The sequence below is a fragment of the Mucilaginibacter sp. A3364 genome, assembly GCF_059690715.1.
Window position 1 is genome coordinate 400664 of the sequence record NZ_JCAWED010000002.1, and the last position, 14699, is coordinate 415362.

15 protein-coding genes are annotated in these 14699 nt (G+C 44.4%); 9 read left to right on the forward strand and 6 right to left on the reverse strand.

Translation table 11 applies throughout. The features are described 5' to 3' along the window. The first annotated feature begins 8 nt into the window (after positions 1-8). From AC59JT_RS14340 to AC59JT_RS14380, 9 genes are all read left to right on the forward strand, one after another. Entirely contained in the window at positions 9-791 is a 783-nt protein-coding gene (locus tag AC59JT_RS14340) for an enoyl-CoA hydratase/isomerase family protein (protein WP_497400068.1), read from the forward strand. Between the two features lie 222 nt (positions 792-1013). Then, the gene (locus tag AC59JT_RS14345; RefSeq protein WP_497400070.1) at positions 1014-1604 is read left to right on the forward strand and encodes an outer membrane beta-barrel protein; all 591 of its coding nucleotides are present in this window, start codon (positions 1014-1016) and stop codon (positions 1602-1604) included. A gap of 178 nt (positions 1605-1782) precedes the next feature. Beyond that, entirely contained in the window at positions 1783-2361 is a 579-nt protein-coding gene (locus AC59JT_RS14350) for a hypothetical protein (RefSeq protein ID WP_497400072.1), read from the forward strand. A 144-nt stretch (positions 2362-2505) separates the two neighbouring features. After that, positions 2506-3927 (forward strand): sigma-54-dependent transcriptional regulator, encoded by a 1422-nt coding sequence (locus AC59JT_RS14355; protein WP_497400074.1) that lies wholly within the window; start codon positions 2506-2508, stop codon positions 3925-3927. 6 nt (positions 3928-3933) lie between these two features. Further along, positions 3934-4122 carry a hypothetical protein gene (locus tag AC59JT_RS14360; RefSeq protein ID WP_497400076.1) on the forward strand — a complete coding sequence of 63 codons (189 nt, stop codon included), beginning with the start codon at positions 3934-3936 and terminating at the stop codon, positions 4120-4122. Between the two features lie 86 nt (positions 4123-4208). Further along, on the forward strand, positions 4209-5273 hold the full coding sequence (locus AC59JT_RS14365) for an AI-2E family transporter (RefSeq protein WP_497400078.1): 1065 nt from the start codon (positions 4209-4211) through the stop codon (positions 5271-5273). Positions 5274-5427: 154 nt separating this feature from the next. Then, positions 5428-5694 (forward strand): YtxH domain-containing protein, encoded by a 267-nt coding sequence (locus AC59JT_RS14370; protein WP_497400080.1) that lies wholly within the window; start codon positions 5428-5430, stop codon positions 5692-5694. 65 nt (positions 5695-5759) lie between these two features. Next, entirely contained in the window at positions 5760-6125 is a 366-nt protein-coding gene (locus tag AC59JT_RS14375) for a hypothetical protein (protein ID WP_497400082.1), read from the forward strand. Positions 6126-6127: 2 nt separating this feature from the next. Continuing rightward, a complete protein-coding gene (locus tag AC59JT_RS14380) occupies positions 6128-6556 on the forward strand; it encodes a hypothetical protein (protein WP_497400083.1) in 429 nt (142 codons plus the stop codon). 65 nt (positions 6557-6621) lie between these two features. On the opposite strand, the gene AC59JT_RS14385 is transcribed toward AC59JT_RS14380, so the two are convergent. The 6 genes from AC59JT_RS14385 to mnmL all read right to left on the reverse strand — a co-directional run bounded on the left by AC59JT_RS14385 (position 6622) and on the right by mnmL (position 14679). Next, entirely contained in the window at positions 6622-8751 is a 2130-nt protein-coding gene (locus AC59JT_RS14385) for a tetratricopeptide repeat protein (protein ID WP_497400085.1), read from the reverse strand. Between the two features lie 11 nt (positions 8752-8762). Then, positions 8763-9617, reverse strand: a complete 855-nt coding sequence (locus AC59JT_RS14390; protein ID WP_497400088.1) for a hypothetical protein — start codon at positions 9615-9617, stop codon at positions 8763-8765. Between the two features lie 12 nt (positions 9618-9629). Next, on the reverse strand, positions 9630-10901 hold the full coding sequence (locus tag AC59JT_RS14395) for an acetylxylan esterase (protein WP_497400092.1): 1272 nt from the start codon (positions 10899-10901) through the stop codon (positions 9630-9632). 70 nt (positions 10902-10971) lie between these two features. Then, the gene (locus AC59JT_RS14400) at positions 10972-12297 is read right to left on the reverse strand and encodes an acetylxylan esterase (RefSeq protein WP_497400096.1); all 1326 of its coding nucleotides are present in this window, start codon (positions 12295-12297) and stop codon (positions 10972-10974) included. A gap of 18 nt (positions 12298-12315) precedes the next feature. After that, on the reverse strand, positions 12316-13548 hold the full coding sequence (locus AC59JT_RS14405) for an acyltransferase family protein (RefSeq protein ID WP_497400098.1): 1233 nt from the start codon (positions 13546-13548) through the stop codon (positions 12316-12318). 180 nt (positions 13549-13728) lie between these two features. Continuing rightward, positions 13729-14679, reverse strand: coding sequence for a tRNA modification radical SAM protein MnmL/YtqA (gene mnmL, locus AC59JT_RS14410; RefSeq protein ID WP_497400100.1), 951 nt, complete (start codon positions 14677-14679; stop codon positions 13729-13731). Positions 14680-14699: the final 20 nt, after the last annotated feature.

Sequence of the window (14699 nt, forward strand, 5' to 3'; positions counted from 1 at the left end):
GGGGAAACATGGCTTATCAAAACTTACTGATCGAAACCAAAGCGCGGATACAGTACATCACCATCAATCGCGAAAGCAAGCTCAACGCGCTTAACAGACTAACACTGCAGGAACTGCATAAAGCTTTTACAGCCGCTTTTGCCGATGAGCAAGTTGGTGGCATTATCATAACCGGCGCCGGCCCCAAGGCCTTTGTTGCCGGTGCAGACATTGCCGAGTTTGTAAACGTAAATGTTGACGCCGCCCACAAAATTGCCCGAGAGGCCCATAATGATGTTTTCGACCTGATTGCTGCCGGGTCTAAACCTGTGATAGCCGCAGTTAATGGTTTTGCTTTAGGCGGCGGGTTAGAGCTGGCGCTGGCTTGCCATATCCGCATAGCATCTGATAATGCCAAAATGGGTTTGCCAGAAGTTACTTTGGGTTTGATACCCGGTTATGGCGGCACGCAACGCCTTACCCATTTGCTTGGCCGGGGCAAGGCCATGGAAATGATCATGACGGCGGATATGATTCCCGCCGCCGAAGCGCTGCAACTGGGCCTGGTTAATCATGTAGTTGCGCAGGATGGGTTGATCCCTAAAGCTGAAGAAATTCTTCAAAAAATATTAAGCCGTGGGCCACTGGCTATCGCGGCAGCTATCACCGCTGTTAACGCTGCCAATGCGTCGGGGGTTAATGGCTTTGATGTGGAGATAAAAGAGTTTTCTAAGTGTTTTGACACGGCCGATTTTAAGGAGGGTATAGCCGGATTTATGGAAAAACGCAAGCCCGAATTTAAAGGTAGATAGTATTTTTGCTGTCGCGATATTTTCTAAAATCGCCCCTGAGAGCCCACAATCTAGCTTTTCTGACAATACCCTGACTAAATAACCTTAATGGTCAAAAAATAAATCATTGCTAATCAATTGATTAATTAAACGTGACAATTGCGTGAAAATTTGAATATATTTTGTTGTGTTACTTTGACACCGTGTTCTACCAACACACACAACAATTAATATTTAAACATCATGAAAAACGTTTTAAAAATCTCAACCTTGATCTTAGCTTTCGCAGGTTTTACCTACAGCGCACAAGCTCAGACCGCCCCTACATCTACCTCAACTACAAGTAATGGAATTCGTTTAAGCATCGGCGTTGAGTCGGGTATACCTACGGGTAACTTCTCCGACGCATACAGCTGGAACCTGGGTGGTTCGGTACAAGCCGATATCCCTGTCGCCAACCAATTATTTGCCACCGTTAACGCGGGTTACAACAATATTTTTGGTAAAGACAATATTGCGGGTACGAGCCTTTCGGCAACCGATATTCAGTTACTGCCTGTTAAAGCGGGTTTAAAATATTTCCCGGTTAGTAATTTCTACGTACAAGGTGAAGCCGGTGCTGCATTTGCCTTAAATAAAAGCAAAGTAGGCTTTGATAACGGCGCGGCCTTTATATGGGCACCACAAGTAGGTATCCAATTCCCGATAGGCGACAAAAACTACCTTGATGCAGGCGTACGTTATGAGGCTAGCAGCAAATTTGCAAGCAACATTAGCAACAGCAAAGTAAACTTCTTTGGCATCCGCTTAGCTTATGCTTTTGATACCAAGTAATTTTTAAACACACAACAACCCCAAAGAGCCCGTCCCCATGTTTGTGGGTACGGGTTTGTTATTTAATGTTAAAAATTTTTTAAAACCGAAAGGGATGTTAGCTTTGCAGAAATTTAACGTATACTATACGCCAATAAGGCATTAAGCGTTTAACAACATAGCTTGAACATAATAACACATGACCAATACATTTAAATCACTGCTGTTTTCGTTATTAATTACCGGTTTATCGTTTACCGCTTCGGCGCAGCGCTCGTTTCCTGATAGCGTACGTGTAGGCGCGGGTATTGAAGCCGGTATGGTAAATGGCAGCTTTGGCGAACAATACAAGACTGTTTTCGGTGGTTCTTTAAGGCTTGATTATCCTGTATTGCATAAATTATATGTTACGGCCAATGTAGGCTTTAACCTGATGAACCCTGCCGGCAGCTACACCGGTAATCAGGCCATTGCCGGCGTTTCAACCGCTGTTTTAAAAACTATCCCGGTAAAACTGGGCATTAAATACATATTATTTGATGGTTTTTACGCGCAGGGCGAAGTTGGCCAAACCCTGCTAACCAATCGTAAAGAGGCTTATGCCATTTACAGCCGCTCGTTTACTTTCGCACCGCAATTTGGCATGCTATTCCCTATACGCAACAACAAGGCTTTTATCGATGCCGGTGTACGCTACGAGCAGGTAGCTTCATTTTACAACACTAAAGACGGCTTTAATTTTTGGGCCGCTCACATCACTTATACCTTCAAGCTCTAATATTTAATACATTCTTACAGGCTTTGTTATTAACTATTTAACGGTAGCAATAATTGCTATTGCTTTATAAAAATTTAGTATAATTAGCATTTTTGTGTAACTTAACAGCTGATTACATTTACCTGTTAACACTTATTTGCTGGTATGAAAAAAATACTCATCATAGACGATGAAGTTAACGTAGCCCTGCTGCTATCAAAATTTTTAACGCGCAATGGTTTTGATGTAAGTACAGCATCTACAGGAAACTCCGGGCTTGAGTACCTGGCCAATGATGCTTTTGACCTGGTGCTGTGCGACTTCCGCCTGGAGGATACCGACGGCCGCGAAATGTTGCGCAAAATAAAAACCCAATACCCTAAAACGGGCGTAATTATTATAACCGGCTACTCGGACATTAAAATGGCTGTGGAGCTGATCAAGATGGGGGCCTATGATTACATTAGCAAACCCCTATATCCCGACGAGATTTTAAACACCATTAATAAAGCTATTGAAATGCATAACGCCATTATCAATAGCGAAGATGAAGCACCCGTTGCAGCCGCCAAGCCCGGCAAGCAAAAAACCGGCAATACTGATTACGTTGTAGGCGGCAGCCGTGCTTCAAAAGAATTGGCCCGCCAGATAGAACTGGTGGCCCCTACCGGTTATAGCGTTATTATTTTAGGCGAAAGCGGTACCGGTAAAGAAGAAGTGGCCAAAAGCATCCACATGCACAGTCACCGCCGCAATCAGCCATTTATCGCGATGGACTGCGGATCATTAACTAAAGAACTTGCCGCAAGCGAATTCTTCGGGCACGAAAAAGGATCATTTACAGGTGCTTTTGCAACTAAAATCGGTCACTTTGAAATGGCTAATGGCGGTACTTTATTTTTGGATGAAGTAGGTAACTTATCTTACGAGATACAAGCAGCGCTGCTGCGTACCGTGCAGGAGCGTAAGGTAAAACGCATAGGCAGCACCAAAGAAATTGATCTGGACGTACGCATCATTGTAGCCACTAACGAAAACCTGCAGGACGGCATCCAAAAAGGCCGTTTCCGCGAAGATCTTTACCATCGTTTTAACGAGTTTGGCATATACATGCCGCCACTGCGCGAGCGTGGTAACGACATCATCTTGCTGGCAGAGCATTTCCTGGAAATGGCTAACAAAGAGCTGGAGCGCCACGTAACACATTTCTCGCCCGAGGTGATTGAATGTTTTATGAACTACCGCTGGCCGGGTAATGTGCGCGAACTGAAAAACATTGTACGCCGCGCTGCTTTAATTAGCGAAGGTACCGAGATCACCACCAAATCATTACCGCTGGAAATATCAAACTATAAACTGCCGGTATTTGATTATTCGCAGCCGGCAAACCATGGTGGCGGTAATGATGCCCCCGAGGTAAAAGCGGCCCCAAAACACGACCTGAAAAACGCTGCATTGGAAGCCGAATACGAAACTATTTTAAAAGTACTACGCGAGGTTAATTTCAACAAAACCAAAGCTGCCGAGATACTGAAGATAGATCGTAAAACGCTTTACAATAAAATGAAAGCTATCAACTTAAAATAGTTGTACATGAGCGCTGATGAGGAAAAGCTGAAGATAATGAGGCATGATATTAAAAATCAGCTTTCAAACATTCAATTGGCTTTAAATTCGCTCAAATACGAAGTTGCTAACCCTACCGATGATGTTACCTTTTGTATTGACACGATCGCGCAAAGCGCAAAAAAAATTGATGAGCTTTTAGGGCAAATAGATTAAGCCTTACTTAACAACGATATAATACTGAACGTCAAAACTTTTTGGCGTTTTTTTGTTTTATAGGTGTTGCATACATAGCACCCCATATGTCAATTTTTAACTATAAACAACGTAACACCATTATCCTGGTAAGCATTATTGTGCTGGGATGCTTTTTGCTGTACGCACTAAGCGGCTTCTTCAGCTCTATTTTAGGAGCTGTGGTATTGTTCACTATTTTCAGGCCGGCGTACCTTTATCTAACCGAGCGCCGCGGATGGAACAAACCGGCTGTTGCTGTATTGGTCATTTTATTCTCCTTAACGGTTATTGTATTGCCCTTTATAGCGCTTAGCTTTATGGTAATAGGGAAGATATCCGAAATAAACAGCCGCACCTTCCCGATAGAACAATGGCTGCAAAAAATAGATCACTTTGCAGGCACTACTTTTAATCAGCCCCGCTTTGCCGAAAACACTATTCAAAAATTGGGTACTTACGTTACCGATCTGTTTCCATCCCTGATAGGCAGCGCGGCCAACATTATATTAACGCTTTTGGTAATGTATTTCCTGCTTTACTTTATGCTAGTGCAGATGCGTCAGTTTGAAGCAGGTATGATGAAATATGCACCCTTCCGCGAGCAGTATGCTTTGAAATTTGCGATGGAGCTACGTAACTCAACCTACTCTAACGTGCTGGGCCAAGGGCTTATCGCTATTGTACAGGGCGCTTTACTGGCCAATGGTTTTTGGTTATTTGGCATAGCCGATCCTATTTTCTGGGGCGTTATAGGTGCCTTTATTTCGTTTTTACCGGTTGTTGGCGCGCCTACGCTAACCATCCCTGCAGGCCTGATGTTGTTTGCCGATGGCAAAGAATGGCAGGGCATTGTGCTCATCGCATATGGGGTGTTGTTTATCGGCAATATTGATAATGTGCTGCGCCTTATTATTAACAAAAGGGTAGCAAATACGCATCCGCTGATATCGGTAGTTGGGGTATTTATCGGGTTGCCGCTGTTTGGCATTCTAGGGTTGGTGTTCGGGCCGCTGTTGTTGTCGTACTTTTTATTACTGGTTGAAATTTACGAAACCAATCGCCTGGCGGCAGATAGGCTTGAAAGGATACAAACCAGCCCCGAAACGATACAGACTAACCCCGAAACCTAAATTCATATTGTTCTAAACAATTTTGTGCAGGCTACTGTTAGAAATAATGTAAATATAGCTTAACTTAACAAAAAAACGGTTTGACTATATTTGACTTGACATTTGAGCCGTTATAGATCAAGAACCGAATGTTCAACTTAAAAACTTATTTAATATGAATGATAACACAAAAGTAGTTGTTGCCTTACTTGCAGGATTAGCAGCAGGCGCGGCTTTAGGAATTTTATTTGCCCCTGATAAAGGTGAAGAAACACGCGACAAGCTAAGCGAATCATTAAAAAACCTTGGCGACTCGATAAAAGAAACCGCTGCTGCCGAAATTGAAAATTTGGTTGGCTTTAAAGACAAAGTTGTAGAGAACATTAAAACAAAAATTAAAGGCGCCGAAGAAGAGTACCAGGACGACCTTGAACACGCATAAGGCTATTTTATAAACAGGGAGGTGACTCATCTGCACCTCTCTGTTTAAAAACTCACAACCTATCTATGGAAAACGAACAACAAGCACAGCAGCAGGAGCACGAACAACAACCGCAACCGCTGCTTGACCAACTGAAGGATTATGCCGAGATACGCTTTAAAATAGCCAAATTTAAAGCTATTGACAGGGGTACATCCATAGCAGGCAGCTTGATTGCCGATGTTGTTGTTGTATTGGGGATTTTGCTGGCATTCATCTTCGCCAGCTTTACCTTGGCCTTTTACCTGGCGGATGTTTTACAATCAACCTGGAAAGGTTTTGGATCGGTAGGGTTAATATACCTGCTAATTGCCATCATAGTAAAACTGGGCAAGGGTGCCATTTCAAGATTCCTGGCAAGCACACTTGTTCGCAAATTATTTAAAGACTAGCTATGAACATCTCTCCTATATACAACAGCAATGATCTGCGTGCCGAAATAGCTAGATTGGAAAACCTGGAACGCGAAAAGGGAGCTGTCATCAAAAAACACTTCAGTAGCCCGGGTGCTATTTTTTCTACCGTGATGTCTTTATTTAAAGGCGATAGCAACGAGAAGGATAACGACGGCGGCATATTTAAACAGGATTTTATAGGTTTAATATCCCGCTTTGTATTGCCTTTGGCATTGAATAAAACCCTGTTCAGAAACTCCAACTTTATCATTAAAGCTTTGGTGGGCCTGGTATCGCAAAAAGCCTCAACCTTTATTTCCGAGGATAGCGTAACCGGCGTTTGGGATAAAGCAAAAGGCTTGTTTGGCAAATTATTTCATAAAGAGAAAAAGCCTGCGCCATCTTTTAAAAAAATCAAGAAAGATTAAGCGTATAATCAAATAAAACAAAAACGGCCTGTTGATCAACAGGCCATTTTTGTTAGCAGAATGTTTTAGCGGCAATACTTATTGATCGCATCCTTACCCTCTTTCGACCCTAAACCAGCGGCAGTAGTAAAATCCTTACATGCCCCTGTCAGGTCGTTTTCTTCCATTTTAGACATGCCTCGCTTCACGTAAATATCAGCATTCTTAGGGTCGCTATTGATGGCTAACGTATAATAAGTTATCGCTTTACCGTGATGCCTTAAATTGATCTCGGCCTGCGCGCGTAACAGGTATATCTCTTCGTTTTTGGGTTGCAGTTTCTGCGCGTAATCAAAGTCTAGCGTCATGCGCGCCTCGTTTGGCACCAGGCTTTGGGCGTACGCGCGGGCCGCGTAGGCTTTAATGTTATCCAGGTTAACAAACAAGGTAGTATTATAATCGTCTACAGCGTCTGCATAATCCTTCTGCGCCATTTTTACCGTAGCGCGCATAAAGTATGCCTCATCGTTATCTTCGTTTATCTTAACGGCTTTATTCAGGTCTTCAATAGCTCCCTTATAATCAAGCAAAGCCGTTTTGGCGCTGCCGCGATTTTGATAAGCATATGTTGAATTCGTATCTATTTGCAGCGCCATATTATAATCTTCAATAGCGCCGGGCACATTGCCCAGGTTTTGGCGGGCTACCCCGCGACCAACATAGTACTGCGGGTTTTTAGGGAACTTTAAGATCAAGCTCTCAAACATGGCCTGGCTTTCTTTAAAAAACTTACCCTCGGTCATCACATGCCCCAGGCGCACATTCAAACTTGAGTCGCGCGAGTTCATGGCGGCTATGTGTTTAAAATCAGCCAGCGCGCCCGTTTTATCGCTTACACGCAAACGGGCGGTGCCGCGTTTCAGGTAGTTTTCGGTATTACTACTGTTGTATTGTACAGCCTTGGTATAATCGGCCAAAGCACCCTGGAAATTACTCTGCTTCATGCGTAGGTCTCCACGCACCGCGTAAGGGTAATCACTACTAGGGTTTATGGCGATAGATTTATTCAGATCGGCCATCGCGCCAACAGTATCTTCCTTCTTGATCTTGATCAACGCGCGAACAGTATAGGCAGCGGCGTTATTTTCATCAAGATCAATAGCCTCGTTGGCATCTTCCATCGCCTCATAATATTGCTTGATGCTAAACCTGGCATCAGCGCGGTACTGGTAAGCTTCCGAGTTGTCTTCCTTCAGTTCAATGGCTTTATCAAAATCGGCAATGGCGCCTGCTTTGTCATTTAAATTGGCACGCACCATACCGTTGTATAGGTAAAGTTCGGGGTTTTCGGGGTGAGCTTTGATCAGATCGCCGAAGAACGCAAGCGCTGTTTTTTCATCGTGTCCATTGGCTAACGCATTGGCGACATAGCGGTAAACGTTTTGCTTTTTAGGATCGAGCGCAATAACATTTTTGTAGTCGGTTATGGCTGCATCATACTCACGCAGGTTGCTGTAGGCATTACCACGGTAAAAAAGGGCATCGCTGTTTTTTGGGTCAAGCGCAAGGGCTTTGGTATAGTCGGCAATGGCACCTTTATAATCAGGGATATTTCCTTTCGCGTTAGCACGATAGAATATAGCCTCGGCGTTATTGGGCGATAGTTTTACCGCCATATCATAATCAGCAACAGCACTTACGTTATCGCCTAAATTAGCTTTGGCAACGCCACGGTACATGTACAAACCTGCGTCAGTCGGCTTTATCTGGATGGCTTTGGTGAAATCTTCCACTGCCGCTTTGTAGTCGCCCATGTTTGATTTGGCGTCAGCACGGTAGTGGTAAATATCCACGTTTTTAGGCATCAGCGTTAGTGCCTTGCTAAAATCGGCGATAGCCTCTGCGTAGTTTTTATTGGCATTATAAGCGTTACCGCGATAAAAAATAGCGAAGGGATCGGTATTACCCAGTTCGATGGATTTGGTAAAATCGCTGATAGCCGAAGGGTAATCTTTGGTATCAGAATAAGCATTAGCCCTATAATAGTAAACTTTGGCATTTTGTGCATTGAGCTCAATGGCACGGGTATAGTCGGCAATGGCGCCTTTATAATCTTTAGCGCCCGCCTTGGTACTGCCAGATGTTATGTACTGGTCGGCTGTTTGCGCGGCGCACCATAAGGGTAAAAACAAAAAGGCTATGAGTATTTTATACATAGTTTTATTCACTAAAACGGCTTGATGATAAACGCTGCCGAGCCACTTGAACCATGACCCGTGTTACGACCGTCAACAAATGTACCGACGGTTAAAAATAGCGACAATCTTTTGTTAAACGAATAACCATAGCTTGCCGATACCTGGTTAAACGCGAAATTTTTATTAGCGGCTATTTTAGTAGGATCATAACCCGAGCTTAAACTACTGGTTGAGTAAAACCCACCGAACGATGCCGAAAGCTGGTGCTTAAAGCGACGATCCAAAGTCATACCTACTGTTGCAGTATACCTGTCTTGTAACGGCCCCGAATCGCCGAAGTATTGGCGTATGCCGTTCTCAACCGTAAAATAATAGTTCTTACCTAAAAACTTGCCGCTGCCTGCAAACGATAACTTAATCTCGGCGCCTTCCTGTCCGTAACCTAAGTTTACGTTATTGCGGTAGGTTGGCATAATAAATGTACCCTGCAATGAGAAATAATAAATGTAATTAATATTGGCCAGGTAATATTTAATACCTAATTCCAGGTCGGTAAGGCCATTGGTACGGCTTTCGTAGCCGGTATCATCTACGTAATGGTTCATTACATAAGGCATCACCGCAACAGCACTAAAGCGTTTGCTAATACCATACTCGGCAAATAACGAATAGCTTATCGACTCGAACTGGCCACCATTTTTAAACGGAGCCTGCACACGCAGCGAATCCCAACCTTTATTGGCATAAAAGTAGTTTACAGACGGCGACAGCATAAAGCTACGCGGCCTTACCGGGAACCCACCTGCATGGCTATTGTTATTAAAAGCAAAAAGAAGCATGGCCGTTGCCAGCACAAACTTTAAACGCATTGTAGTAAATTTCATATCCATAGGTGCTTAAAATAAGGCAAACGCGTCTCGCATCCACCGTCCTTCTAATTCTTTATATGCCTGGTTAATTTCGTGGCCCAGATCTTTAAATACCATTATGCGTTTGTTGCCTTTTATGTTGTTATAAGTGGCATACTCGTTAAATGGCGGCGCAAAAGGGTCAAGCAAACCTATACCCATAATAGTAGGGCATTCCAGGTTGTCGGCAAAGTTTTTGGCGTCAAAATAATCCAGCTCGGTCAACACTTTATTTAGTGTAAGGCCGGGTTGTGTTCCTATATATTTTTTTATACTGGTCATGGGCCATTCATCATCCCACACCAGATTACGTACATCGCATAAAATTGGGTTCTGGGCCGAGCATAGTTTAACCCGTTTATCTAAACTTGCTGTCGCGATAGCTAAATAACCACCCATACTACCGCCCGATACCAGGATCTGGTCGCTGCGCAGGTCATCCCGCGAAACGATGAAATCAACCGCGCGCAAACAATCGGCCACTACACCACGCATTACATAGCGGTTACGGTCTTCAATATGGTAAAATATAAACTCGTCCTTACGGGTATTAATAGGCCCGCGACTAGTACCCTGCCCCCGCACGTTAAGGGTGATAATAGCCAGGTCATCATCCTGCCCCATGAGTGGCTTCAGGTCAACCTGGTAGCCCGGTAAACCTAACAATACCGAGAATTTTTTGTTCTTTTTAACAATGGGTATCGTCATCCAGCCGCTAATGGTCATATCGCCTAACGATTGCATCTCGAACATGTACACATGGCGGTTGTCCTTATCCATCTCGGGGTGTGCCGTAACACGGAAACGTGGAGCAACCTGCGCCAGTTCGCCTTTTAACCTGGCCCAAAAGCTGTCAAAATCGGCGGGTTTTTTATTGGGCGATGCTATTTTTTCGGGTTTTATACCAAAAACGCGGCGGGTAGTATCATCATACTCGCTCACGTTGATCATAAAATTCACTTTGTAAAAACCTACGCCGTTTGCCGGTATCTCGAAGTTATATTTGGCCTGGCTTTTTTTGCCGATCTTAACCGCTATCGAATCTGTGTGCAACAGTTTACCTTGATCGTTACGCAGGGTATAGGATACTTTACCCACCTGTTCGGTACCCGTTGGGTTAAACACCTCGAAGGTATATTTAGCCTTATCCTCAAACAACGCATTTTTATTGGCCGGGGTTAAAACGGTTGATATCTCCTCGCCGTGTTCTTCACTTGTTTCCTGTGCAAGGGCAACGCCGCTCCATGCAAGCATCGGCATAAAAAAAGCTAAGCTTAAAAATTTGTAAAGCGTTCTCATCATACTATAACATTCTATTTATAAGCCATGGTTAAAATAAGCCAAAATTATCGCGTAGCCAACGGCCATTATAACTCGTGTATTCCTGCCCAATCTCGTGCGCCAGATCTTTAAACACGATAATGTGTTTTTTGCCCGGTATATTGTTGTAAACCGCGTAAGCATTGGCAGGCGGCACCAGGTTATCTAACAAACCAATGCCTAATAACGTTTGGCACTTTAAATTGCTTGCAAAATTTTTGGTGTCGAAATAGTCCAACACGCCAAGCACTTTTTCAAAGGTAAGGCCGGGCTGTGTTTTTATGTATCGTTGGATATCCTCGATGGGCCAGTCAACCTGCCCCTCTAAATTACGCACGTCACTCATTATCGGATTTTGGGTAGCGCATAATTTAACCCGGTTATCCAGCGAAGCCAAAGCTATAGCCAAAAAGCCGCCCATACTACCGCCCGATGCCACAATCCTGTCTCCATCCAACTCGGGGCGCGACATAATAAAATCAACCGCGCGCACGCAGTCCATTATCGCCCCGCGCATTACATATTTGTTTTTATCATCAATATGATGAAATATGTATTCATCGCGCGTGGTATGTATTTCATCACGGCTCAGGCCCTGTCCGCGAACGTCCAGCGTCATGATGGCCAGGTCCTCATCATCGCCATACAGCGGCGCTACCGATACCTGGTAACCCGGCAAACCTAACAGCACCGGGAATTTTTTATTCTTTTTGGTTGATTTTGGCACCGTTAAATACGCGTTGATGAGTATACCATCTAACGAGCGCATTTGTATCTGGTAACCTTGTCTGTTCCCGCTTTTATCGGTAGCGGGCAACTCGGTTACTTTAAACTGTGGTACTACGCGGCCCAATTCGCCCAGGGTACCTGCCCAAAACTTATCAAAGTCTTTTGGTTTAAGGTGGGTTGACCTGATCTCTTCCGGGCGGATACCAAACGCTTTGCGGGTGGTGTCGTCATAATCGGTGGTGTTGATCAGGAAGTGCACCTTGTAAAAACCTGCCTTTAAGCCCGGTATATCAAAATTATAGCTGCTGCTGCCTTTGGCAGGCACCTTAACTTTTACCGATTGTTGCTTTAAAGTATCGCCCTTCCTGTCGAATACGCAATACCCTACGGTGCCTTCCTGCGGACGGGCATAGGTGTTTTTAACCTCGAACTTGTAATTGACCGACTTATCAAAAATTGCATTTTTAGTGGCCGAAGTAAGGAAAGTTTCCACCTCGCCCTCTTCCTCCCCCTCGGCATGATCCTGCGCCACAGCGCTGCTCATCCCCACTAAAAGAATAAAGCAGTAAAGTATAGCTAAAAATTTATATGCCCTGGTTGCCTGCATGCTGTTGTAAAGCGCTTTTTATTTTATTTGTGCCGATTCGTTTTCCGGATTGCGCGGCTTGTTTTTGATTAAAAAGTTTGACTTGCGGATGTAATGGTTCAGCGGCTCCTCGATCAACTTAAACAGGGTAACGGCTACTATGTTTAAAATGATGAAAGCGTACAACAAATTCAACTTATCAAACTCGAAGGGCGATTTCCAATCTACCCCCCATTTATCGTACAACTCAAACGCGTAATCGTTCAGCTTATCCCAACTGGTATGCAGCAGGGTATACATCCAACCTAAATGGATCAGGTAAAATATGTACGAGCTTTTACCTAGCAGTTCAATAAATGGTAAAGCCAGGAAGCGTTTAATTAAAGTATTCTCGGTTAATATACCGTAAAAGAATATCGCCACCGCTATACATAAAAAGTAATTATTGGTAATTATACCCGTAGGGCTTTGCACCCCGGCCACCCAGCCTTGCGGCACCGGCTGAAACGCCATTACCAGCACACACAGCGCCATCAGCAACAGACCGATATAGGTATAGGCAATTTTGTTGGTACGCTCAAAGCCCTTGTTCAATATTATCCGCGCCAGCTGCACCCCTACAAAAAATTCAAAGCAACGCCCGAAGAACGTAAACAGCATTACAAACGGAAAATTACCGAAGAAGCCATGCCAGTTAACATCTTTAAATATGAGCACCATGCCAATGGCAAAGGCCGTTATCACAATGGGCTGCAGGTAAAACTTATTGTATTTTTTGGCGATGAGGAAGATGACAGGCGCCGAAAAGTAAAAACATTCTTCTACCGTTAAGCTCCAGCCCTGGGCTATGCCGGTATCCCAAAACTGGTAAAAGAAACCACGAATGAAGGTGATGTTGAGCACCATCAGCAGAATCGGGTTATCATATCCTTTGGTAACCGCCTGGTCTTTGGTGATGAAATAATAAACAAAGGCCGCTACCGTGAGCAAAAAGTACATGGGATAGATACGCGCTACCCGGTTTTTGAGGTATTGCTTAAACCAATCGGTTGTAAGATGAAAATTATTATAATATCTGAAGGTGATCAAAAAGCCCGAAAGCACAAAGAAAATGGACACCCCAATGTGGAATTCGCCCAAAAAACGCTGCACTATATGGGGAAAAACATCATCAAACACATAGTAGTAATGCGAGATAAATACCAGGTATGCGGCCATTGCACGCACGCCCGTTAATGCCGGAATGTAGTTTTGTACAGGTTTTGATGCCAATGGGCTAAAATTTAATTCCCCTAAAAATACTGGTTATAGTTTTAAGTGCAAAATTTATGCCGATACCCCGTTACCCCACCCCAGCCCTCCCCGAGGGGGAGGGGGCTTTTATGAATAGTTTTAGATGCGTTGAATACCCGTTTGCTAAGAGCTCCTCCCCTTTGGGGAGGCCGGGAGGGGTTAAAGCGCGCTGCCCTGCACCACCCCGCTATTCAATATTTTCTGATCAATATAATACTGGATCTCTGATTTTTTCAAGCCCCAATTAGGCGCTATCAGCAACTCACGATCGCTTAGACCGAAGAGACGTTGGATCACTACATCGGGGCGTACCAGTGGTAATAATTCGCAAAGGAACTGCGCGTACTCATCCAGCTCAAAAAGTTTGAATGGGTTGCGTTTGTATCTAACACCCATTACCGAGCCTTCTACCACATACAGGTGATGAAACTTCACAAATTTTATCTGCGGATGGCGGTTGATCTCGTCAGCATATTTGAGCATCATCTCCCTGCTTTCGCCCGGGAAGCCGAATACGGTGTGCACGCAAATATCCAGCTTGCTATTTTCTACCAGTTTTAGTGCCGTTAGCAGGTCTTCATGACTACAGCCACGATTTATTTGATCGAGGGTTTCGTTGTAGATGCTTTCCATGCCCATTTCCAGGTCAACGTCAAAGCGATCTGTATAGCTTTCCAGCAGGGCCACTTTTTCGGCGTCTATACAATCGGGGCGTGTGCCTATGCTCAAGCCCACAATGTCTTCGGTGCCATAGCTCAGCGCCTCGTCATACATCATTTTTAAATAATGCGCCGGGGCGTAAGTGTTGGTATTGGGTTGAAAGTAGATGATAAATTTATCGGCCTTGTTGCCACGACGGGCACGCTCCATACCATCAATAACCTGCTGGCGCACGGTTGGCGCATCGCGGGTAACGGATGGGGTAAACGAGTCGACATTGCAATAGGTGCAGCCGCCATAGCCTTTGCTGCCATCGCGGTTAGGGCAGGTAAAACCGCCGTCAACTATCACCTTAAACACCCGGTGCCCCTTATACTTCTCCTTTAACCACGGCCCGTAGTTGTTATATCCCTTTTCCCAAATAGTTGCTGTAGTGTCTGTTAATTGCATTGCGGGGGCAAAGATACGGA

Bases quoted from the DNA above. Each gene is read 5' to 3' on its own strand.
- AC59JT_RS14340 (WP_497400068.1), top strand. From the start codon at position 9: ATGGCTTATCAAAACTTACTGATCGAAACCAAAGCGCGGATACAGTAC.
- AC59JT_RS14345 (WP_497400070.1), top strand. From the start codon at position 1,014: ATGAAAAACGTTTTAAAAATCTCAACCTTGATCTTAGCTTTCGCAGGT.
- AC59JT_RS14350 (WP_497400072.1), top strand. From the start codon at position 1,783: ATGACCAATACATTTAAATCACTGCTGTTTTCGTTATTAATTACCGGT.
- AC59JT_RS14355 (WP_497400074.1), top strand. From the start codon at position 2,506: ATGAAAAAAATACTCATCATAGACGATGAAGTTAACGTAGCCCTGCTG.
- AC59JT_RS14360 (WP_497400076.1), top strand. From the start codon at position 3,934: ATGAGCGCTGATGAGGAAAAGCTGAAGATAATGAGGCATGATATTAAA.
- AC59JT_RS14365 (WP_497400078.1), top strand. From the start codon at position 4,209: ATGTCAATTTTTAACTATAAACAACGTAACACCATTATCCTGGTAAGC.
- AC59JT_RS14370 (WP_497400080.1), top strand. From the start codon at position 5,428: ATGAATGATAACACAAAAGTAGTTGTTGCCTTACTTGCAGGATTAGCA.
- AC59JT_RS14375 (WP_497400082.1), top strand. From the start codon at position 5,760: ATGGAAAACGAACAACAAGCACAGCAGCAGGAGCACGAACAACAACCG.
- AC59JT_RS14380 (WP_497400083.1), top strand. From the start codon at position 6,128: ATGAACATCTCTCCTATATACAACAGCAATGATCTGCGTGCCGAAATA.
- AC59JT_RS14385 (WP_497400085.1), bottom strand. From the start codon at position 8,751: ATGTATAAAATACTCATAGCCTTTTTGTTTTTACCCTTATGGTGCGCC.
- AC59JT_RS14390 (WP_497400088.1), bottom strand. From the start codon at position 9,617: ATGAAATTTACTACAATGCGTTTAAAGTTTGTGCTGGCAACGGCCATG.
- AC59JT_RS14395 (WP_497400092.1), bottom strand. From the start codon at position 10,901: ATGCCGATGCTTGCATGGAGCGGCGTTGCCCTTGCACAGGAAACAAGT.
- AC59JT_RS14400 (WP_497400096.1), bottom strand. From the start codon at position 12,297: ATGCAGGCAACCAGGGCATATAAATTTTTAGCTATACTTTACTGCTTT.
- mnmL (WP_497400100.1), bottom strand. From the start codon at position 14,679: ATGCAATTAACAGACACTACAGCAACTATTTGGGAAAAGGGATATAAC.